The organism is Octadecabacter sp. R77987, assembly GCF_042466115.1.
Classification (GTDB): domain Bacteria; phylum Pseudomonadota; class Alphaproteobacteria; order Rhodobacterales; family Rhodobacteraceae; genus SW4.
The window spans coordinates 2,156,162-2,176,537 of sequence record NZ_JAXHBQ010000001.1 but is presented as its reverse complement, the minus strand read 5'-3'; the positions used below and the strand labels follow the sequence as shown (position 1 = coordinate 2,176,537).

Genomic DNA, 20,376 nt, shown 5'->3' with positions numbered 1-20,376 from the left:
CCCGACCTGCCTGCATCATGTCGCCGGGTAGTCGCGCAGGAAAACCAGTTTGTCACCGTCGGACAGATCAGCGTCATAGGCATATCCGCCACTGTCGAAACCGCGCAAGTCGTCAACGGTTGTCGCACGGTGTTCGATCACGTAGCGCGCCATCGCGCCCCGCGCCCGCTTGGCAAAGAAACTGACAATGCGGGGTTTGCCGTCTTTGACTTCCATGAAAACCGGCGTGATCACCCGCAGTTTCAGCGCTTTGGTATCTGCCGCGCCAAAGTATTCCTGCGAGGCGCAGTTGACCAGAATATCGGTCCCAACTTCGGCGGCCTGTTTGTTGAGCGCCTTGGCAATCGTGTTGCCCCAGTAGTCATAAAGCGATGTGCCGCGGCGGGTTTTCAGGCGGCTCCCCATTTCCAGGCGATAGGGCTGGATCGCGTCCAAAGGGCGCAACAATCCGTAAAGGCCTGACAGGATTCGCAGGTGGTCTTGGGCATAGCGCATGTCGTCATCCGTCAGCGTTCTTGCCTCGAGCCCCTGATAGGTATCGCCGTTGAATGCCAGCGCAGCGGGCTTGGTCGCACCCGCCGCGGGAGTTTCGGCAAAGTCACGAAAACGGTCACGGTTAAGGCGTGCCAGATCGTCGGAAATGCCCATCAGATCGCGCAACGCTTTCAGCGTCAGCCCGCGCGACGTCTTTGCCAGCCGCACCGCATCGGCCTGAAATTCCGGCTGGGTGGCCGCGATGGACACAGGGTCCATATCAAGGGATTTGGCGGGGGAAATGACAGTCAGCATGGGCGATCCTTTGGCGTTCAGCGTTTAGATAGCAGGCAGGTTGCCAACCTCAACCCTCAGACAGGACTTCCAAGAAGGCATCGCCAAACCGTTCGGCGTGGCGATCCCCGACCAAACGGGTCAACGCGTCGATATCGGATGGTTTCTTTTGCGCGACTTTGGCCAGTTGCGAGGCGGAACACGACATCGGCTTGTCTGCACCTTGTGGGCCGCGCGCAAGATCAGCCTGCGCCTGCAATAGACGGTCGTAAACATCGCCTTCGGCCCGTCCAGCCAGCTTGCGCCGAGTCGGATGCAGGGTTTCGACCTCGCCATTGATCACCTCAAGGAAACCCTTTCCGTAGCTGTCCAGCTTTTTCGCGCCAACGCCACCAATCCCTGCCATTTCGTCAAGGTTACGGGGGCGTGTTTCGGCCATTTCGATCAGGGTGCGGTCGTTGAAGATGATATAGGCCGGGACGCTTTGCTGTTCGGCATAGGCACGGCGTTTCGCCTTGAGGGCGGAGAGCAGCGGCGCGTCTTCCTCGCTGACCATCTGGCGGACTTTGGGGCCGGATTTCGCCAATCTGATCGTGTCGCGGCGCAACTGGATCGTTGCCTCGTCGCGCAGGATCGGGCGTGCCTTTTGGGTCATCCGCAGCGCACCGTGGCGTTCGGCATCAGGGCGCATCAGATCGTGGCCCATGATCTGCCGGAAGATCGCCTGCCACTGGACGCGGGAATATTCCTTGCCCACCCCGAATGTCGGCAGTTGATCGTGACTGCGCTGGGCGACTTTTTCGGTCATGTTCCCCAGCAGAATGTCGATCAGGTGGCCCGCGCCGAACCTTTCATCAGTGCGCAAAGCGGCTGACAGCGCCATGCGCACTGCCGTTGTGCCATCGAACACATCGGCGGGCTTGTCACACAGGTCGCAGTTGCCGCAGGGCTGCGGATCGTCACCGAAATAGGACAAAAGGGACTGGCGACGGCAGGTCAATGCCTCGGCCAAGCCGGTCAGCGCGTTGAGGCGGCCATGATCGGCGGCGCGGCGTTCGGGGGGCGCAAGCCCTTCGTCGATCTGTTGGCGGCGATAGCGGATGTCATCGGGGCCAAACAGCGTCAGGGTTTCGGCGGGGGCACCATCGCGACCCGCGCGGCCGATTTCCTGATAGTAGGCCTCGATTGATTTGGGCAGGTCGGCGTGGGCGACCCAGCGGATATCGGGTTTGTCGATCCCCATGCCAAAGGCAACAGTAGCACAGACGATCAAACCGTCCTCTTGCTGAAAGCGGCGTTCGACAATGCGGCGGTCCTCGGCCTCCATCCCGCCGTGATAATGGCAGGCGGTATGGCCCGCCTCGCCCAGCGCGCGGGCCAGCGTTTCGGTTTTCGCGCGAGTGCCGCAATAGACGATGCCGGATTGGCCTTTGCGGGCATTGGCAAAGTTCAGGATTTGGGCACGCGGACCGTCTTTGGCGGCAAATGCAAGGTGGATGTTAGGGCGATCAAAACCTTGCAGAAAGGTGTCAGGCTGCGCACCATCGAACAGTTTTTCCACAATCTCGGCGCGGGTTTCGGCATCAGCCGTCGCGGTGAAAGCGGCAAGCGGCACATCCAGCGCGCGGCGCAACTCGCCAATCCGCAAATAGTCTGGGCGGAAATCATGGCCCCATTGGCTGACGCAATGGGCCTCGTCCACGGCGATCATCGACACGCCAGCCTGACGCAGCATCCGCTGGGTGCCGCCCGAAGCAAGCCGTTCAGGCGCCATGTAAAGCAGTTTCAGGCTGCCCTGTTCAAGCGCCTGCCAAACCGCATCGGTTTCTTCTTCGGTGTTGCCGGATGTCAACGCGCCTGCTTCGACCCCTGCTTCGCGCAGGCCGCGCACCTGATCGCGCATCAGGGCAATCAGCGGGGATATGACGACAGTGACGCCATCACGCACCAAGGCTGGCAGCTGGAAACACAAGGACTTACCGCCACCCGTGGGCATGATGGCAAGGGTGTTGCGTCCGTCTGTGACGGCTTCCACGATCTCTTGTTGGCCGGGCCGAAACCCGTCGAATCCGAAAACATCACGAAGAAGCGTGGCCGCACTCATGCCCGAAGGACCTGCCAGATTGTTGTTAACTGCTCGTTAACAGCACAGTCTCACAAGCCGGAATCGGGGGCAAGAGTCAGAGGAAAAGATGCGCGTTGTTGTTGAGGAGGATGCGGACAATTTGCAGACCGATCAGGGCGACCAGCGGAGCGAGGTCAAGCCCGCCCATTGGCGGCAATATCCGGCGGATCGGCGCATATATCGGGTCAAGCAACCGGCTCAGGCCATACCAGACCTGCGACACAAACTGCTGGCGAATGTTGAGAACCTGAAAGCTGATCAGCCAACTCATGATAAAGTGCGCGATGATGAAGAACCAGACAACATCAAGCAGCAATAGCAGAATTTGAAACAACGATTGCATTGGCGGCCCCTTTTTTCGATTGGGAGAGAGGTAAGCACGCAGACGCCAAAGGGCAATGCCTTTCCGTGGCGTCATGGCTTGATGTTAACGTCAACTTGAATATCTATCCCGCATGTATCCTTTTGTTCGCCTTGCCCATTCCCTGATCAAATCGCGGCGTATGCCCGCGATGTCACCGCTGGACCCGCATGTGTCACAGCACCGTTGCTGGCCGCTGGACTGCGATATCTTCATGGAAATGAACAACGGGCGCATCCTGACACTTTACGAGATGGGGCGCTTTCAGGCGGCGGTGCGCATGGGGCTTTGGGCGCTGCTGAAAGAACGCAAATGGGGGCTGACGGTCGCGGGCACGTCGATCCGGTATCGCCGCCGCATCACGCCGTTTGAAACGTTCGAGACACGCACGCGGATCGCCACATGGGACGAACGGTTCGTCTATATTGAACAGGGTATGTTCAAAAAGAACGGCGAATGCGCCAGCCATGTGCTGTTTCGCACCGCCGTGGTGGAAAAGAACCGCGCCGTGCCGACTGACCAGTTGATTGCCGCGCTTGGCATCACCGCGCCGCGCCCCGAACCTGCCGCGTGGGTGCAAAACTGGATCGCTGCCGAAGCCACGCGCCCCTGGCCGCCAATGCAAGACGCCGCAGAAGAACGGCTTTCCATCGCCTCCTAAGATCATGCCTTGCCAGATTGCCGCGCAACGGGTCTTATCCCTGAAAAACGGGGGACGCCAGAATGGCAACGGCAGCGCGCAAACGCATCTTCGGATGGATGGCTTTTGATTGGGCCACGCAACCTTTTTACACACTTGGTCTGACATTTATCTTTGGTCCGTATTTCGCGGTGGTTGCCGCCGAATACTTCATGACCGGTGGCATGGCCGAAGGGGCGGCTGACGCACAGGCACAGACGGTTTGGTCTTTGGGTCAAACGCTGGCTGGGCTGTTCATCGCCATCACCGCGCCCGTCCTTGGCGCTTATGCCGACAGCACGGGGCGGCGGATGCCATGGTTGATCGGCTTTTCGATCATCTATGTGATCGCGGCGTGGATGCTTTGGTATATGGTGCCGGACGGGTCAGCGATCTGGTTTTGCCTGATTGCGTTCTCTATCGCGTTCATCGCGGCCGAATACGCGTTGATCTTTACAAATGCGATCCTGCCCAGCCTTGGCGACAAGGAAGAAATCGGGCGCATTTCCGGTGACGGGGCCGCGCTGGGTTATTGGGGCGGTGTTGTTTCACTCGCCATCATGCTGGTGTTCTTCTTTGAACTGTCCGAGGGCAAAACCCTGCTGGGCAACCCGCCGCCCTTCGGGCTGGACGGGGAAATGCGCGAAGGCACGCGGATCGTCGGGCCGTTCATTGCCATCTGGTTTGCCGTCTTCATGATTCCCTATTGGATGTATGTGCGTGAAGGGCGCGACCCGAACCGTCAGGGCGGAATGGGCGAAGCGCTGCGCGATCTCAAGACCTCGCTCAAGGGGGTCGTCAAGCGCAAGAGCCTGCTGAATTTCCTGATCTCGTCGATGCTGTATCGTGACGCGTTGAATGCGCTTTATGCTTTCGGCGGGGTTTACGCTGCGCTGGTTCTGGACTGGCAGTTGATGCAAATTGCGGTGTTCGGCGTGGTTGGGGCGATCACCGCCGCGATCTCGACATCCATCGCCGGACGGATGGACCGCAGGTTCGGCCCGCGCCCCGTCATTACCTTTTGCATCATCACCCTGATGGTGGTCTGCGTGATCATCGTCGCCATGTCGCGCGAGACGTTTTTCGGTGTGCCATTGGCCCAAGGGTCATCCCTGCCCGACATCATGTTCTACATCTGCGGCGCGATCATCGGCGGCGCGGGCGGCGGCATTTATTCCGCCAGCCGGTCCATGATGGTGCGCCACACCCACCCCGAACGCCCGACCGAAGCCTTTGGTCTGTTCGCGCTGTCCGGCAAGGCAACTGCGTTTCTTGCCCCCGGCCTGATTGGATTGTTCACTTGGTGGCTGCAAGATGCCCGTTTGGGCTTTTCCCCCGTGATCCTGCTTTTCTTGGCGGGCTATTTGCTGTTACGCTTCGTTAACCCAGAGGGAGATCGCGACGAATGGTCAAAATCCTCAATACCGGCGCCCTGATCCTAGCACTTGCCATGGTAGCCGGCTGTCAACGTGACGCCGATGTGACCCAGGCGGCCGCGACCGTATCAACCCAGAATGCAGGCGACACGCGGGTGGCCAAGGCGCTGTTCGGCGCGATGTCCGGCCCGTCCACACAAGCACCCCAAGCCCTTGGCGGATACGCCCGTGGCTGTCAGGCGGGGGCGGTGCAACTGCCCGAAACCGGCCCCACATGGCAGGCAATGCGCCTGTCGCGCAACCGCAACTGGGCGCAGCCAGTGACGGTTGACTATGTGCAAGACCTGTCGCGCTTTGCTGCAACCCTGCCCGGATGGGAAGGGCTCTATGTCGGGGATATGTCGCAACCCCGTGGCGGGCCAATGCTGACAGGCCATCGCAGTCACCAAAGCGGGCTTGACGCCGACATCTGGATGTTGCCGCCAGACAGGCTCAACCTTTCGCGCGGCGAGCGTGAATCGCTGTCGTCCATTTCCATGCGCCGCGCCAACGGGGCTTACACGAACAGCAGCTGGACCACCCAGCACATGCAACTGCTGCGCGCTGCGGCAAGTGATCCGCGCACCGCGCGCATCTTTGTCTTTCCGGGTGCCAAGGTCGCGATGTGTGAATGGGAAACCGGCGACCGATCATGGCTGAACAAGATCCGGCCCTGGTATGGGCATCACTATCATTTCCACGTGCGCCTTGCCTGCCCGCGCGGTGATCGCACCTGCGAGGATCAGGCGCCACCGCCTGCCGGTGATGGCTGCGCCGATGCGCGCCGTTGGGTCAATGACATCCTGAACCCGCCACCCCCTGATCCGAATGCCGCCCCCGCGCAGCCACGCCGGGAACTGACAATGGCGCGCCTGCCTGTGCAGTGTGTCGGAGTTCTGGAATCCGAATAAGCCGGATTGACGGGGGACGGTTGCGGCGCTAGACGGGCGCGTCCCCAAAACGGGGGCCAAGTCGCCGCACCCTTGTCAAAACGGAAACCAATATGACCCGCATTCTTCCTGGCATTCTTGCCATGGCCGCCATTGTCGTGGCCTCCAATATCCTCGTTCAGTTCCTGATCCTTGACGGACTCCTGACATGGGGGGCGTTTACCTATCCGTTCGCGTTCCTTGTCACGGATGTGATGAACCGCGTTTACGGCGTTGGCCCTGCGCGGCGCGTTGTGTTTGTGGGCTTTGTCGTTGGGATCATCTGTTCGCTGATCGGCAGCCAGATCATGCTTGAGTTCGGCCCCGCCGTTGCGCTGCGTGTCGCGATCGGGTCGGCCACGGCGTTCCTTGTGGCGCAGCTTCTGGACGTGGCAATTTTCGCGCGGTTGCGTGACGGGGCATGGTGGCGCGCGCCGCTTGCGTCAACGCTGATCGGATCGACGGTGGACACGGCGCTGTTTTTCACCATTGCTTTCAGTGGCTTGCTGTCGTTTGGCGCGAATGCCGATGCACAGATCGCATGGGCGCAAGATGCCGCGCCGTTCCTTTTGGCCGGTCCGATGGCCCCGCTTTGGGTCACGCTGGCTGTCGCCGATTGGGGTGTCAAACTGGCGATTGCCCTGCTGGCGCTGGTCCCGTTCCGCCTGATTGTGGGACGGCTGCAACAAACCCACTAGGGGTGGTCATTTTTCTTTTGGCGATCCCAACAAGTTGTGCTTACCTACCTTTAGGCGAAACAACGAGAGGAGGTGATCCATTGTCATTAGAGAGATTGGAGAAGTGTGTCGGGACAGCTTGGGAGGTGCGTGGCTAGAGCAGCCTTTGGCCATGTGAACACTCAGGTGGATGCGTTCTAACCGACCACCGCCTCCGCGAACTCGAAAGGGCCGTCCCATCGCCGGGGCGGCCCTTTTTGTGATATGGAATGGATATGGAAACCGTATGGGTAACGTATGGACGACTTACGGATCAACGATGACATCACGATTGCCGCGTGGGAGCTGACGGAAAGCTTTGCGCGCGCCTCCGGCCCTGGTGGTCAGAACGTGAACAAAGTGTCCACGGCCGTGGAACTGCGGTTCGAGGCTGAGCGTTCACCCGCGCTGACGGGGCCGATGAAGACACGGCTGCGGCGACTGGCCGGACAACGCTGGACCAAAGAGGGCGCACTGGTGATCTTCGTCCAAGACACCCGCTCGCAAGCACGCAATCGGGAGTTGGCGCGGGAACGGCTGGCAGAGTTGGTGCGCGCCGCGCTGGTCGTGCCGAAACGGCGGGTGAAAACGCGGGTGTCAGCGAACCAGAAGCGCAAACGGGTGGACGCGAAGAAGAAGCGGGGGGAGGTTAAGGCGTTAAGGGGGAAGATTGAATAAACCTTGTTGGCAGAACCTGCATCTCGTTGTTGAATTGACTGGCCTAGGTTAGTGTGGCCACGAAGGCACCCTAAGGAACCGAGATGAAAGCATTCGACGTACGAGCATATTCGATATCTGACTTCAACGAATGGTACGTTGATGGCAAGCTTGACTTGTCACCTGAGTTTCAGAGGCGGTCTGTTTGGTCATCAACGGCCAAGGCGTTCTTGGCTGATACAATTCTCAAAGGGAAACCGTTTCCCAAAGTAATTCTCATGCAGGAGTTCAAGGACGGGAAGACCGTACGCATCGTCGTGGATGGTCAACAGAGGCTCAGAGCGATCTTTGATTTCCTGAATGATGGAATAAAGATTTCACGTGCCCACAGCCGCGAATTAGCAGGCAAAACGTTCTCTCAACTCCCCGCCGAATTAAGAGAAGAGTTTCTCACATACGAAGTGGGTTGCGACGTCTTGAATGCAGCACCTTTGAGCGAACTCTTGGATATCTTTGCTCGTATCAACAGATACACCGTTAAGCTGAACGCACAAGAAATGAGAAACGCTTCTTTCAGTGGGTTTTTCAAATCCGCAGCGTATGAGATTGGCTACAAGTTTGTTGACCACTGGCTTTCTGCAAAAATCCTCACAAAGACCAATGTGAACAGAATGTCCGAAGCAGAACTCGCATCAGACCTTTTGGGCTGCTTTCTTGTACAGATGCAGTCCTCAAAGGCAGTCGATGCAACCTATCGAACCTTCGAAGATGAAGAAGGCATGATACCTGACGCATCAGGAAGACTGATCAAAGCGATAGAATTTGTTGCCGCGATCTACGATGAAGATGAGGTCAAAAGCACGAGCTGGCGAAGCAAGCACATGTATTTCAGTCTAGTTTGCTGTATTGGACACGTGCATCAAGCTTTCGATAACTTAGAAAATACTGATTTGACGCCGGAGTCCCTACAGAACAAGGAGAAGCTTAAATCACTACTTAATGTTATTTCGGCCGACTATGCCACTTACAGCCCGCAACCGAAGCGTGCTGCTGCACCAGAGCATCTTAAAGACTTCATCCGTGCTTCAACACTTGCAACAACAGACACACAAGCGCGAATCATACGATCAAACTATATTCTGAAGAAACTCGAGGAAGACCTTGTCGATAACTGAAGAGCTACGTCTTTTCGATGAGGATTCTGAATTGCTCTCTGGATTTATCTCAGAACTTGCGAGTACTTCACAGGACGAGATCGGGGAATCGCATCATTTCTTAGCTGAAGCGGTAACCTTTCGACTGTTTAGGGCATATGAGCGTCTGATTCGGGCGATCTTCCTAGATTTCTGTGTAGAAGACGCAACTGCCAAGGGTAAGAGCGTACAAAGTAAGCTCAACTGTGAAAGCTGGGATACTGCCGAAGAAATATTAAAAGCCGGAAACAAGTTCTTAGACTGGGGAAACGTTCAAACCATCAGGAATGTAGCCAACTTGGTTTTTGAAGACGGGTTCCCTTTGGTAGATATCGTTAACCCGATTGCCTCGACCCTAACTGACTTACACAGGTTTAGAAACTTTATCGCGCATAGCAGTAAGGAGGCCGAGCAAGGTTTCAAAAAAGCAATTCCACAGTATTTAAAGACCGGCCATGAAACCCCGGATACAGTTGGAAAACTGGCAATTTACCGAAAGAGTGCCCGCGCCGACATTACTCTTCGTATAATACACGGGAAGGTGTCTGCACTTTCAACCATATATAATGAAGTCTAGATTCGTCTTGGCTGCCTCAAGACAGAAACGAGCAAGAATCTATTTCAAACCACAACCTCCACGCTCTCCTGCTCCCCTACTCCAAACACCCGCTTATACCGCGCAACTTCATCCTCTGGCCCCATCGCCTTGTTCGGGTTGTCCGACAGTTTGACGGTGGGCTTCCCGTTCGCCTCCACCGCTTTGCAGACCAGCGAGAAAGGGGCGAGGGCATCGCCTGTCGTCAGTCCTTTGAAGTCGTTTGTCAGCATGGTGCCCCAGCCAAAGCTGACTTTGACGCGCCCCAGAAATTGCTGGTGCAGTTCCGCGATTTTGTCGGCGTCTAGTCCGTCTGAAAAGATCACCAGCTTCTCGCGCGGGTCCTCGCCACGCGATGTCCACCAGCGGATTGCCCGTTCGGCCCCTTCGGCCGGATCGCCTGAATCGACGCGGATGCCCGTCCAGCCTGCCAGCCAATCGGGCGCGTTATCAAGGAAGCCTTGGGTGCCGTAGGTGTCGGGCAGGATGATGCGCAGGTTGCCGTCGTGTTCCTCGTGCCAGTCCGACAGCACGTCATAGGGCGCCTGCGCCAGCGCCGCGTCATCGGGGGCCAGCGCGGAATAGACCATGGGCAATTCGTGGGCGTTGGTGCCGATCGCTTCAAGGTCGCGTTCCTTGGCGATCAGGCAGTTCGAGGTGCCGGTGAAACCGGTCCCCAACCCTTCGTGCATGGCGCGCACGCACCAGTCCTGCCAGAGGAACGAATGGCGGCGACGGGTGCCGAAATCAGCAACCTTGAGACCGTCAAGCGGGCGCAACAGCTCGACCTTTTCCCAGACTTTCGTCATGGCGCGGGCATAGAGGACTTGCAGTTCAAACCGCCCCATCGTGCCCAGCACCGCGCGGCCCCGCAGTTCCATCAACACGGCGAGCGCGGGGATTTCCCACATCATGACCTCGGGCCATTTGCCCTCGAAGGTCAGTTCATATTGGCCGTCCTTCTTCTCAAGGTGGTAAGGCGGCAGCGCCAGGTTCTCGAACCATTCGACAAAGGCGGGGGTGAACATCTGCCGCTTGCCGTAAAATGTGTTACCGCGCAGCCAAGTGGATTCCCCACGGGTGAGGGACAGTGAGCGGATATGATCAAGCTGTTCGCGCAACTCTCCTTCATCCACCAGTTCGGCAAGGCGGACGGATTTCGTGCGGTTGATCAGCGAGAACTTGACGTTCACATCGGGTTTGTTGCGAAACACCGACTGGCACATCAGCAGCTTGTAGAAATCCGTATCAATCAGGGAACGGACGATCGGGTCGATCTTCCAGCGGTGGTTCCAGACGCGTGTGGCGATATCGACCATATTGGCCCCCTTGTTGTTGGGACCGTTTAGATCAAAGGCGGGGGCGGGCGCGCAAGCCCTAGTTGGTGATCCCGTTGAAGGGGACGGGGTTCAATTCCTGCTGCCAGTCGTTGATCGCGTCGACCGGGGCGATCAGCTGGATCGTGGACAGCGTCAGGTTGTCACGCCCGATCAACCCGGCGGTCAGTTCAAGGACCAGAACGCCGACGATCACAAGCGGGATGCGCAGGTTGTAGGCCGCAAAGAAACCGGCGAGCATAAAGAGGTAATCGCAGACCGCGTTCAGCACACTATCACCAAGGTATCCGGCGTTGATCGTGGTGGCGCGGAAGGCATCAAGCACCCAGTTCGTATGCTCGATGATCTCCCAGAAGATGCCCGAAGTGACGGCGATCAGTAGCAGCACCTCGAAACTGACGCGCGGAAAGACCAGCCGCCCGACAAGCGCGATGAGGACGCCGTGGAGGATATGGGACAGCGTATACCAATCGGCGATATGTTGGGAATTGCCTCCGTCAAAGATGGAATTGATCCAGAGCTTGACCTCACCACAGGTGCAAATCAACGGCTGCCCCCACAGCCAAAGCGTTCCTGCAATAAGAAAAATGCCGGTGATGGCAAAGGTATAAAGCGATGTGCGGGCCATTTGCGGCTCCTGTATTCTGCTCGTAATTGAAGCTTGGTTAACAGGGGGATGTGGCGAGAATGGGGCGGGATCTACGTGTCTGTTCCGTGCGAAAGCTGGAAGAATGCGCCGCGTGATAATCAGCAAGACGCACAGCTAACAAAGTACGCGGCAAAACGGCGGTTTGGCGTCTATTCTCCTGGCGGATGTCGCGGCGGAAAGCCGTGCTCACTCAGGTGTTCGTTTTGAAGCTGCCGTCCGATGCCTTCGAAGGGGTAGATCACATCGGTCACCCAACTATTGGTTGCAGTGGCGATATCGGAGGCTTCAAAAACCATCTGCGTGCTGCACTCATTGTAGAGCGGATCATCATCACGCGCCTTGTTGTTGGCCAACATCACGGCTTGAAGCAGACGTTGCGGTGAGTTGGCGTTGAAACAACGCACTGCGGGTCCGGAAACTTCGGAAAAGGCCTGATGAATGCGGTTCGCATTCCCTTGGACGCAGAACTCGTAGCTGATCATATCGCGTTCGGACTGGGCAATTTCCTGAAGCCGTTGGCGAAGGATGCTTCCTGTTTCGGCTGGGTAGAATGTTCCGCCCCCTGCATCTGCCACTGCCTGAAGTTGCCGCTGTGTCTCAGCGTCCACCGCAAAACCGATTGTATTGACGGTCGTGCGGATACCAGCGCCATAAAGAGCCGCGGCGGAAGAAACCGGATCGCCGTCGCAGGTCTCTTCTCCATCGGAAATCAGATAGATGACGGGTGCAAGAACATCCTCTCCATCTGGCTCGGGTAGAGTGGACAAAATTTCACCCGCGTAGGCAAGAACCCCGCCCATGGGAGTCCAGCCTGTTGGGCTTAGCCCTTCAATTGACATGGCGAGATCAGCGCGGTCCACATCAAATCCATGGATCAGCTCTGACGACGCACAAGACTCGGCCTTGCCATCCTGTCCATTGTTGCCGCGATGCCCATAGACGACCAATCCGACAGCAATGTTCTCGTCAAGGTCCGCAAGAAAGCTCACCGCTTCGCGCTTGGCGATTTCCATTTTCGTTTCACCGCCCAGTGAGCCGGCCATTGAACCAGAGGCATCAATCGCAAGGATCAGATGTGACGCAGGCAATTCGCCATCGAGACCGGGGGGGCGAATGCAGGTTTCTAAGTCGTAAGATGGAATTGTCGGGATGCACTGGTCGATATCGACCACAACATCGGCTGTAATCTCGTCAAAAAGTGCCTGACAGGTTTCGCCAAGACGTTGGGCCGAAACAGCTGTGGAGAAAAAAAGCGTGAGCGCGGTGCTGGTCAAGATGATCAAACGCATGATGATGGAATCCTCGTTACTGCCGGTTACTCTACCGCGATTAGGTCATTCGTCAAAATCTTAGGATTCCGACGGGTGGTAACCGCGTTTCCAGATCAGATCTAGGGATACGTGTTGGGTACGATTCGTCACGGGCTTGACCGGTCAAACCAACGTGACACCCGCCCCTTTCATCCCTGCCACAGCCGCGTCCAGCGACCCGTCAAAATCAATCGCGCGGCAGAGGTCGGTGCGCACGGTCACGTCGAGCCCCAGCTTGGCGGCGTCCACGGCCGAGTAGTTGACGCAAAAATCGGTGGCGAGGCCGACCATAGTAAGGGTCGTTATGCCGCGTGTGCGCAGGTAGCCTTCCAGCCCAGTGGGCGTCGTGTGATCATTCTCGAAGAAGGCCGAGTAGCTGTCGATGGCGGGGTTAAATCCCTTGCGGATAATCATGTCTGCGCGGTTCGTGTTCAGGTCCGCGTGGAACTGCGCTCCTTCGCTGCCAATGATGCAGTGATCGGGCCAGAGGACTTGGGGGCCGTAGGGCATGTCGATCATGGTCATCGGGTCGGCACCGTGGCTGGAGGCAAATGACGAATGCCCAGCCGGATGCCAGTCTTGCGTCAGGATCACTGCTGCGAAATCATCCATCAGTGCGTTGATGCCCGGCACGATCACATCACCTTCGGGCACGGCGAGGGCACCACCGGGGCAAAAATCGTTCTGGACGTCGATGACAAGTAGGGCGTGGGTCATTTGGGTCTCCGGTGGCATGGGTTGAAACCCACCTTACCCAAATGCGCGGGCAACGTAAGGTGGGTCTTGACCCACCCGCCCGACAGGATCAAAACGCGCGCATGTTTACAATCGCCGCGCTTTATCACTTTACCCGTTTTGACGATCCCGCCGCTGTGCAGGGGCCGTTGCTGAACCTTTGCAAGGCGCAGGGCGTCAATGGCACGCTCTTGCTGGCACGCGAGGGAATCAATGGCACGATTGCGGGCAGTCGCGCGGGGATTGACGCGGTGCTGAACCATATCCGCGCCCTGCCAGGTTGCGCCGATCTGGAGCATAAGGAAAGCACCGCCGGTGACGCGCCTTTCATCCGCATGAAAGTGCGTTTGAAAAAGGAAATTGTCACGATGGGCCAGCCCGATGTGGACCCGCGCGCAAGCGTTGGTGCCTATGTCGATCCCGCCGATTGGAACGATCTGATCAGCGCGCCGGATGTGGCCGTGATTGACACCCGCAATGATTACGAAGTGGGGATCGGCACGTTCAAGGGGGCAGTTGATCCACAGACCGATACCTTTCGCGACTTTCCCGCGTGGTGGGAAAAGAACAAGCACCGGTTCCATAACAAACGCATCGCGATGTTCTGCACCGGTGGGATCAGGTGCGAGAAATCAACGAATTACCTGATCGGCCAAGGGGTCGAGGATGTGTTTCACCTGAAGGGTGGCATTCTGAAATACCTTGAGGACGTGCCGCAGGAGGATAGCCTTTGGGAAGGATCGTGTTTCGTGTTTGACGGGCGCGTGTCGGTTGATCACGGGTTGGCCGAGGGGCCACATATTCTGTGCCACGCCTGCCGCCGCCCGCTGCTGCCCGAGGACCGTGACCGCCCCGAATTTGAACAGGGTGTGTCGTGCCATCAATGTGCACATGAAACAAGCGACGCGCGCAAGGCCGCGTTTCGCGAACGGCAAAAGCAAATGACGCTCGCCACCGCAAGGGGCGAACGCCATATCGGGCCTGCCGACACCTAGCTAAAGGTCAAGATCGGTGCGCGCATAGACATGCCGCCCGTCTGGTGACGGACGCGCACGTTTCTTGGCCCAGATACGGCGCACATCATCCATTCCCATGTCAGGATTGTCGGCCATGAAATCACGTGTGTATTGGTTGAACTGGTTGTGTCCCTTGATCTTGGTTTGATAGCCGGGATCCGCCGCACGGGCCTTGATGGCGTGATATTCTAACACCGCATCAGCAAGGGTCAGACCTGTATTGGCTTTGATCCATGCCATGAAGGCGATGTTGAATTTGAACGCGGGGTCGGCGTGGGCTTGAAAAAAACGTCGCACGTTCTGGGTGTTTTTGTAACTGTCGGTCAGCCGTGTTTCAGGTGTCAGGTTTGCACTGTGCCAATCAAAGCTTGATTTGGGTCGCACGGTCGTTTCAGGCTTGGCAGCGCCTGTATCAAGCAGGTGCGCGATCCGATCCAGTATCTCGAACTTGGCACCCGAAGTGCGCAGACCCAACGTCTTGGCATGGGCCGCAAGTTCGGATTTCAGCCAATACCATTGCCGCAGATCATCGCCACGTTTGATTGTCGCAATATTTGGTCGTGTTGGATTGGCCATGACCTAAAAGTCGAGGTTTTCCACCGACAGCGCGTTCTGCTGGATGAATTCGCGCCGTGGTTCCACGACATCGCCCATCAGTTTGGTGAACAGGTCGTCGGCTTCGGCCACGTCATCAACCTTGACCTGCAGCAGCGTGCGCGCATCCGGGTCAAGGGTGGTTTCCCACAGCTGATCGGGGTTCATTTCACCCAAGCCCTTGTAGCGTTGCAGGGTCAGGCCGCGCTCGCCCTCCTCAAGGATTGCGGCCAGCAAATCAAGCGGGCCGTGAATCATCTGGTGGCGGTCCTTGCGGTGCAATTGCGCGGGTCTGTCATAGACCTCTTGCAGGTTCTTGGTGAACTGGCCGGTCTTGCGCGCCTCACCACCGCGCAGCACGGGGCCGTCCAGCGTGCGCACTTCCTCGACACCACGCAGGATGCGGGCAAGGCGGATGCCCTTGTCTTGGGTGATACGGCCCTGCCAGCCTTTTTCGTATTCCAGTGCAATCGCATCCAGACGCGCAGCGACCTTGTCAGCCACACCTTGCAGATCACTGTCCACGGCACCGGGCACAAAGGCGCCGGCGATGGCGGCCTGTTCCAGAATGTGGCGGGGGTAATGGGTCGGGAAGGCATCAAGGACGCGGCGCAACTGGCGCGCTTCTTCGACCACGCGCACGAGGTCCTGGCCGGACATATCCGCGCCTCCACCCAGCTTGAGGATCGCGCCTTCGGTGCCCTGCTGGATCAGGTAGTCGTCCATTTCGGCCTGATCTTTCAAGTAAACCTCGGACTTGCCGCGGCTGACTTTGTAAAGCGGTGGCTGCGCGATATAGAGGTATCCACCTTCGATCAATTCGGGCATCTGGCGGAAAAAGAACGTCAGCAGCAACGTGCGGATGTGTGCGCCATCGACATCAGCGTCAGTCATGATGACGATCTTGTGGTAGCGCAGTTTGCTGATATCAAATTCGTCGCGGCCAATGCCGGTGCCCAGCGCCATCACAAGGTTGCCGATTTCCTGGCTGTTCAGCATCCGGTCAAACCGTGCGCGTTCGACGTTCAGGATCTTGCCCTTGAGGGGCAAAATGGCCTGTGTGCCACGGTCACGGCCGGTTTGGGCAGACCCGCCAGCGCTATCACCCTCGACCAGAAAGACTTCGGTCTTGGAGGGGTCTTTTTCCGAACAATCCTTGAGTTTACCCGCAAGGAAGTTCACATCCATCGCCGTTTTGCGGCGTGTCAACTCGCGCGCCTTGCGGGCCGCTTCGCGGGCTTGCGCGGCCTCGACGATCTTGCCCACGACGATCTTGGCGATCGCGGGGTTTTCCTCGAACCACTCGGCCAGCTTTTCGCCGACAAGGTTTTCGACGGCGGGACGAACCTCGGACGAAACCAGCTTGTCCTTGGTCTGGCTGGAAAACTTCGGGTCCGGCACTTTGACCGACAAAACGCAGGTCAGCCCCTCGCGGGCATCGTCGCCGGTAAAGCTGACCTTCTCCTTTTTGGCGATCCCGCTGGATTGGGCGTAGTTGTTGATCGTGCGGGTCAGCGCGCCGCGAAAACCGGCCATGTGGGTGCCGCCATCGCGCTGTGGGATGTTGTTGGTAAAGGGCAGCACCATTTCGTTGTAGCTGTCGTTCCACCACATCGCGACTTCGATACCGATGTCATCACGCTCGCCGGTGATAAAGATCGGTTCGGGCAGGATGCTGGATTTGGAGCGGTCCAGATACTTGACGAATTCCTTGACGCCGCCTTCGTAGAACAGTTCGGTGCGCAGGTGTTCGGCGGGCCGTTCATCGGTCAGGATGATACGCACACCGGAATTGAGGAACGCCAGTTCACGCAAACGCTTTTCCAAAGTGTTGAAGTCGTAATCACGGTTGGAAAATGTCTCCAAGCTGGCGAGGAAGCGCACTTCGGTGCCAGTCTGATCGCCGCAGTCGCCAACTACCGTCAGGTGTTCGGTGGTAAAGCCGCCCTCGAAGCGCGCAACATGTTCCTTGCCATCGCGCCAGATGCGCAGTTCAAGGTAATCAGACAGCGCATTCACCACGGACACGCCCACGCCGTGCAACCCGCCGGATACCTTGTAGGAGTTGCTGTCGAATTTGCCGCCTGCGTGCAGCTGGGTCATGATGACCTCGGCCGCCGACACGCCCTCTTCCTCGTGGATACCAACCGGTATACCGCGCCCGTTGTCGCTGACCGAAACGGACCCGTCATCGTGGATTTTGACGTTGACGGCGTCAGCATGACCGGCCAAAGCCTCGTCAATGCCGTTGTCCACGACTTCATAGACCATGTGGTGCAAACCGGACCCATCATCGGTATCACCGATATACATGCCCGGACGCTTGCGCACAGCCTCTAGGCCCTTGAGAACCTTGATGGAATCGGCGCCGTATTCTTCTTTTTTCTGCTCTTTGTCGGACATGCAATCTTTCCTGCGTATTTTGTCCGTTTTTATACGAGGTTTAGGGGGGGATGTCACGCGATCCCGCTATATTTTGCGGTGATTCAGGCGGTGCGGTTGCGCTGCATAATCAGGCGTCCGCACCCGTCGGCAAAGTGAGGCTGCCATCGTCGTTGAGTGGCCAGAACGGGTTCATCGCGACCTCCCAAACGTGGCCATCCGGATCAGCGTAATAGCCCGAATAGCCGCCCCAGAACACCTTTTCCGGGGCTTTGAGGGCCGTTGCGCCGACTGTCAGTGCCTGTGCATAGGCCGCGTCAACCTCGGCCTCGGTCGAGAAGTTTTGTGCGAGGGTCATTGCCCCTGTGCCAAGGGGTGCGTCAGGGCGTCCCTGATCGGCCGCAAGCGGGCCAAGCCCGAACAGCCCCAACACCATGCCGTTGATCTGATAAAAGACCACGCCTTCGGTCCGTTCTGTCGCCTGCCAGCCAAGGGCGTCATAAAACGCCTTGGCGCGCGTAAGATCGGCAACGCCAAGGGTGATCAGGGTAACGCGTTGCGGGGTCATGGGGCGGGCCTTTCGTGGACGGTTGATGTGCCATCGGTTTCGGTTACTTCGACATACTGGGCGCGCGCACCAAGTTCGGCAAACAGTTCGGGGCCGGTGCCGGTCATCCACGCCTGCGCCCCAAGTGCCGTGATTTCATCATACAGCGCCGCGCGGCGGGTGGCATCAAGATGGGCTGCGACCTCGTCCAGCAACAGGATCGGTGGCGCGCCGAAATCGCTGGCCAGGGCGCGGGCATTGGCAAGGATCAGCGAAATCAGCAGCGCCTTTTGTTCGCCGGTCGAACAGTCCTTGGCCGCCACACCCTTGGCGGCGAATGTGGCGTCCAGATCAGCGCGGTGCGGGCCGGACAGGGTGCGCCCTGCTGCCAGATCACGTAAACGCCCCTCGGCAAAGGTGGCGCGCAGGGCGTCGGCGTCTTCGGGCGCATCACAGGCCGGTTCGGGGTGTGTAAGCGCAAGGCTGGCGGTGGGAAAGACGGTTTGCGCGGCATCCTGCGCGGCGGTCAGGGCAATCAGCGCGTCCTGACGGTTGGCATGGATTTGCGCGCCCGCCTCGGCCATCTGGTTTTCCAACGCGGCATACCAGTGGGCGTCGCGCACCATGTCTTTCAGCAGGCGGTTACGTTCGCGCATCGCCTTTTCATAAGTCAGCACGATTTCGGCATGGCGCGGTTCAAAACTAAGCGTGGCACGGTCAAGGAAACGGCGCCGCCCCTCGGCCCCTTCGATCCACAGACGGTCCATCGCGGGGATCAGCCAGAGGATACGCCCGATACGGCCCAACGCGACCTGCGCGGCGGTCTTGTCGTCAATGCGCACGGTGCGGCTTGCGCCCGCATCGGCACTGGTTTCGATGTCGTGGGTGTGGTGCAGGGAGTGCAGAACACCGCTGACTTTCCATCCCAGCGATTCAGGGCGGCGGGCGATATCATCGACACCCGCCCGGCGCAGACCACGCCCCGGCGACAGCATCGAAATAGCTTCGAGGATGTTTGTCTTGCCTGCGCCATTCGCGCCATAGATCGCCACTGGGCGGCCATCGGCAGTGATCGCCGCGCGCTTGTGCGAGCGAAAATGCGACAGGGTAAGTTCAGACAGAAAGAGGGCCGACATCAGTGGCCCTCTTGATCAGTGATATTTCTGCGAGGTCGCGTCACACGCGCATCGGCATGACCACATAGACAGCGCTGGTGTCATTGCCTTCGCGCATCAGGGTCGGATCGCCCGAGGAGTTGAACATGAACACGGCATTTTCGCGGTCCACCTGGCTGGCAATCTCCAGCAGGTATTTCGCGTTGAACCCGATTTCCAGACGTTCGTCACCATAGGCCACGGCGAGTTCTTCCTCGGCAGCACCGCTGTCGGGCGCGTTGACGGACAGGACCAGACGGTCTTCGTCAAGTGACAGTTTCACGGCACGCGAACGTTCCGACGACACGGTTGCCACACGATCAACGGCCTTGGCGAATTCAGCGGCGTCAACTTCCATCTTGCGGGTGTTTCCCTGTGGAATGACGCGGGTGTAGTCGGGGAATGTGCCGTCAATCACCTTGGAGGTCAGGGTGATGTCGGGGGTCGCAAAGCGCACTTTGGTTTCGGACACGGACACGGCGATTTTCATGTCATCGTCATCCAGCAGCTTGCGCAACTCGCCCACTGTTTTGCGGGGCACGATGACGCCCGCCATGCCATCGGCCCCTTCGGGCAGGTCGGCATCAATGCGGGCAAGGCGGTGGCCGTCAGTCGCAACACAGCGCAGCACCTTGCCGCCATCGGCGTCCGAGACGTGCATGTAAACACCGTTAAGGTAGTAACGGGTTTCTTCCGTTGAGATCGCGAATTTGGATTTGTCGAACAGGCGGCGCAACACGGGCGCAGCGCAGGAAAAGTTCGTCGTATAATCCGACGTGGCCATCACGGGAAAATCTTCCTTGGGCAAGGTGGCGAGGCTGAAGTTCGAGCGGCCCGCTTCGATTGTCAGGCGGCCGGATGCACCATCCTCGGACAGGGTCACAAGCGCGCCGTCAGGCAGTTTGCGCACGATTTCGTTCAGGGTCACGGCGCTGACGGTGGTGGCACCTGCGCGTTCAACCTTGGCCGGGGCCTTGTCGACAACTTCGATGTCAAGATCGGTGGCGCGAAACTGCACGGTATCGCCTTCGGCCTCGATCAGGACGTTGGCGAGGATCGGGATGGTGTTGCGGCGTTCGACGACCGATTGGGCCTGTGCAACGGCCTTGAGAAGCGCGCCGCGCTCGATGCTAAGTTTCATATCCCTTGCTCCGCATTTCTTCCGGGCTGACAGATGCCGGAGGGGAAAACTACCTGTTTCCCCCTCCAACTCA

Annotated in this window: 20 protein-coding genes; 8 read left to right on the top strand and 12 right to left on the bottom strand. The window is 58.4% G+C overall.

What is annotated here, in order from left to right:
* Positions 1-15 precede the first annotated feature (15 nt).
* The 3 genes from yaaA to SJY21_RS11020 form a co-directional block, all read right to left on the bottom strand.
* Positions 16-789 (bottom strand): peroxide stress protein YaaA, encoded by a 774-nt coding sequence (gene yaaA / locus SJY21_RS11030; protein WP_377510326.1) that lies wholly within the window; start codon positions 787-789, stop codon positions 16-18.
* Between the two features lie 49 nt (positions 790-838).
* Positions 839-2,872 (bottom strand): DNA helicase RecQ, encoded by a 2,034-nt coding sequence (gene recQ / locus SJY21_RS11025; RefSeq protein ID WP_377510323.1) that lies wholly within the window; start codon positions 2,870-2,872, stop codon positions 839-841.
* A gap of 76 nt (positions 2,873-2,948) precedes the next feature.
* Positions 2,949-3,236 (bottom strand): YggT family protein, encoded by a 288-nt coding sequence (locus tag SJY21_RS11020; protein WP_377510320.1) that lies wholly within the window; start codon positions 3,234-3,236, stop codon positions 2,949-2,951.
* A gap of 112 nt (positions 3,237-3,348) precedes the next feature.
* On the opposite strand from SJY21_RS11020, the gene SJY21_RS11015 reads away from it, so the two are divergent.
* From SJY21_RS11015 to SJY21_RS10985, 7 genes are all read left to right on the top strand, one after another.
* Positions 3,349-3,915 (top strand): acyl-CoA thioesterase, encoded by a 567-nt coding sequence (locus SJY21_RS11015; protein WP_377510318.1) that lies wholly within the window; start codon positions 3,349-3,351, stop codon positions 3,913-3,915.
* 62 nt (positions 3,916-3,977) lie between these two features.
* Positions 3,978-5,369, top strand: coding sequence for an MFS transporter (locus SJY21_RS11010; protein WP_377510315.1), 1,392 nt, complete (start codon positions 3,978-3,980; stop codon positions 5,367-5,369).
* A complete protein-coding gene (gene mepA / locus SJY21_RS11005; protein ID WP_377510312.1) occupies positions 5,339-6,259 on the top strand; it encodes a penicillin-insensitive murein endopeptidase in 921 nt (306 codons plus the stop codon). Before SJY21_RS11010 ends, mepA begins: the two co-directional genes overlap by 31 nt.
* Before the next feature lie 92 nt (positions 6,260-6,351).
* On the top strand, positions 6,352-6,975 hold the full coding sequence (locus SJY21_RS11000) for a queuosine precursor transporter (RefSeq protein ID WP_377510309.1): 624 nt from the start codon (positions 6,352-6,354) through the stop codon (positions 6,973-6,975).
* A 276-nt stretch (positions 6,976-7,251) separates the two neighbouring features.
* A complete protein-coding gene (arfB, locus tag SJY21_RS10995) occupies positions 7,252-7,671 on the top strand; it encodes an alternative ribosome rescue aminoacyl-tRNA hydrolase ArfB (RefSeq protein WP_377510306.1) in 420 nt (139 codons plus the stop codon).
* 83 nt (positions 7,672-7,754) lie between these two features.
* Positions 7,755-8,825: a DUF262 domain-containing protein gene (locus SJY21_RS10990; RefSeq protein WP_377510303.1), complete on the top strand. Its 1,071-nt coding sequence runs from the start codon at positions 7,755-7,757 to the stop codon at positions 8,823-8,825.
* Positions 8,812-9,420 (top strand): hypothetical protein, encoded by a 609-nt coding sequence (locus tag SJY21_RS10985; RefSeq protein WP_377510301.1) that lies wholly within the window; start codon positions 8,812-8,814, stop codon positions 9,418-9,420. Before SJY21_RS10990 ends, SJY21_RS10985 begins: the two co-directional genes overlap by 14 nt.
* Before the next feature lie 44 nt (positions 9,421-9,464).
* On the opposite strand, the gene pncB is transcribed toward SJY21_RS10985, so the two are convergent.
* The 4 genes from pncB to pncA form a co-directional block, all read right to left on the bottom strand.
* Positions 9,465-10,757, bottom strand: coding sequence for a nicotinate phosphoribosyltransferase (gene pncB, locus SJY21_RS10980; protein ID WP_377510298.1), 1,293 nt, complete (start codon positions 10,755-10,757; stop codon positions 9,465-9,467).
* A 58-nt stretch (positions 10,758-10,815) separates the two neighbouring features.
* Positions 10,816-11,403, bottom strand: a complete 588-nt coding sequence (locus SJY21_RS10975) for a DUF2585 family protein (protein ID WP_377510295.1) — start codon at positions 11,401-11,403, stop codon at positions 10,816-10,818.
* Positions 11,404-11,573: 170 nt separating this feature from the next.
* Complete coding sequence (locus SJY21_RS10970) at positions 11,574-12,713, bottom strand: VWA domain-containing protein (protein ID WP_377510292.1); 1,140 nt, start codon at positions 12,711-12,713, stop codon at positions 11,574-11,576.
* Positions 12,714-12,857: 144 nt separating this feature from the next.
* Positions 12,858-13,451, bottom strand: a complete 594-nt coding sequence (gene pncA, locus SJY21_RS10965) for a bifunctional nicotinamidase/pyrazinamidase (protein WP_377510289.1) — start codon at positions 13,449-13,451, stop codon at positions 12,858-12,860.
* A gap of 101 nt (positions 13,452-13,552) precedes the next feature.
* Between pncA and SJY21_RS10960 the strand changes: the two genes are divergently transcribed.
* A complete protein-coding gene (locus SJY21_RS10960; RefSeq protein ID WP_377510286.1) occupies positions 13,553-14,464 on the top strand; it encodes a rhodanese-related sulfurtransferase in 912 nt (303 codons plus the stop codon).
* Here the strand turns inward: SJY21_RS10960 and SJY21_RS10955 are convergent, their stop codons facing one another.
* The 5 genes from SJY21_RS10955 to dnaN all read right to left on the bottom strand — a co-directional run bounded on the left by SJY21_RS10955 (position 14,465) and on the right by dnaN (position 20,303).
* Complete coding sequence (locus tag SJY21_RS10955; RefSeq protein ID WP_377510283.1) at positions 14,465-15,061, bottom strand: DUF6434 domain-containing protein; 597 nt, start codon at positions 15,059-15,061, stop codon at positions 14,465-14,467.
* Positions 15,062-15,064: 3 nt separating this feature from the next.
* A complete protein-coding gene (gene gyrB, locus SJY21_RS10950; RefSeq protein WP_377510280.1) occupies positions 15,065-17,482 on the bottom strand; it encodes a DNA topoisomerase (ATP-hydrolyzing) subunit B in 2,418 nt (805 codons plus the stop codon).
* A 109-nt stretch (positions 17,483-17,591) separates the two neighbouring features.
* Positions 17,592-18,029 (bottom strand): VOC family protein, encoded by a 438-nt coding sequence (locus SJY21_RS10945; RefSeq protein WP_377510277.1) that lies wholly within the window; start codon positions 18,027-18,029, stop codon positions 17,592-17,594.
* Positions 18,026-19,144, bottom strand: coding sequence for a DNA replication/repair protein RecF (gene recF / locus SJY21_RS10940; protein ID WP_377510275.1), 1,119 nt, complete (start codon positions 19,142-19,144; stop codon positions 18,026-18,028). The genes SJY21_RS10945 and recF overlap by 4 nt, the downstream gene beginning before the upstream one ends.
* A gap of 40 nt (positions 19,145-19,184) precedes the next feature.
* Positions 19,185-20,303: a DNA polymerase III subunit beta gene (gene dnaN, locus SJY21_RS10935; protein ID WP_377510272.1), complete on the bottom strand. Its 1,119-nt coding sequence runs from the start codon at positions 20,301-20,303 to the stop codon at positions 19,185-19,187.
* Positions 20,304-20,376: the final 73 nt, after the last annotated feature.

Coding starts and splice junctions, on each gene's coding strand:
- SJY21_RS11015 (WP_377510318.1), top strand. CDS start 3,349: ATGTATCCTTTTGTTCGCCTTGCCCATTCCCTGATCAAATCGCGGCGT.
- gyrB (WP_377510280.1), bottom strand. CDS start 17,482: ATGTCCGACAAAGAGCAGAAAAAAGAAGAATACGGCGCCGATTCCATC.
- SJY21_RS10955 (WP_377510283.1), bottom strand. CDS start 15,061: ATGGCCAATCCAACACGACCAAATATTGCGACAATCAAACGTGGCGAT.
- mepA (WP_377510312.1), top strand. CDS start 5,339: ATGGTCAAAATCCTCAATACCGGCGCCCTGATCCTAGCACTTGCCATG.
- dnaN (WP_377510272.1), bottom strand. CDS start 20,303: ATGAAACTTAGCATCGAGCGCGGCGCGCTTCTCAAGGCCGTTGCACAG.
- recF (WP_377510275.1), bottom strand. CDS start 19,144: ATGTCGGCCCTCTTTCTGTCTGAACTTACCCTGTCGCATTTTCGCTCG.
- pncA (WP_377510289.1), bottom strand. CDS start 13,451: ATGACCCACGCCCTACTTGTCATCGACGTCCAGAACGATTTTTGCCCC.
- pncB (WP_377510298.1), bottom strand. CDS start 10,757: ATGGTCGATATCGCCACACGCGTCTGGAACCACCGCTGGAAGATCGAC.
- SJY21_RS10975 (WP_377510295.1), bottom strand. CDS start 11,403: ATGGCCCGCACATCGCTTTATACCTTTGCCATCACCGGCATTTTTCTT.
- yaaA (WP_377510326.1), bottom strand. CDS start 789: ATGCTGACTGTCATTTCCCCCGCCAAATCCCTTGATATGGACCCTGTG.
- SJY21_RS11000 (WP_377510309.1), top strand. CDS start 6,352: ATGACCCGCATTCTTCCTGGCATTCTTGCCATGGCCGCCATTGTCGTG.
- SJY21_RS11010 (WP_377510315.1), top strand. CDS start 3,978: ATGGCAACGGCAGCGCGCAAACGCATCTTCGGATGGATGGCTTTTGAT.
- recQ (WP_377510323.1), bottom strand. CDS start 2,872: ATGAGTGCGGCCACGCTTCTTCGTGATGTTTTCGGATTCGACGGGTTT.
- SJY21_RS10990 (WP_377510303.1), top strand. CDS start 7,755: ATGAAAGCATTCGACGTACGAGCATATTCGATATCTGACTTCAACGAA.
- SJY21_RS11020 (WP_377510320.1), bottom strand. CDS start 3,236: ATGCAATCGTTGTTTCAAATTCTGCTATTGCTGCTTGATGTTGTCTGG.
- SJY21_RS10960 (WP_377510286.1), top strand. CDS start 13,553: ATGTTTACAATCGCCGCGCTTTATCACTTTACCCGTTTTGACGATCCC.
- SJY21_RS10970 (WP_377510292.1), bottom strand. CDS start 12,713: ATGCGTTTGATCATCTTGACCAGCACCGCGCTCACGCTTTTTTTCTCC.
- SJY21_RS10945 (WP_377510277.1), bottom strand. CDS start 18,029: ATGACCCCGCAACGCGTTACCCTGATCACCCTTGGCGTTGCCGATCTT.
- arfB (WP_377510306.1), top strand. CDS start 7,252: ATGGACGACTTACGGATCAACGATGACATCACGATTGCCGCGTGGGAG.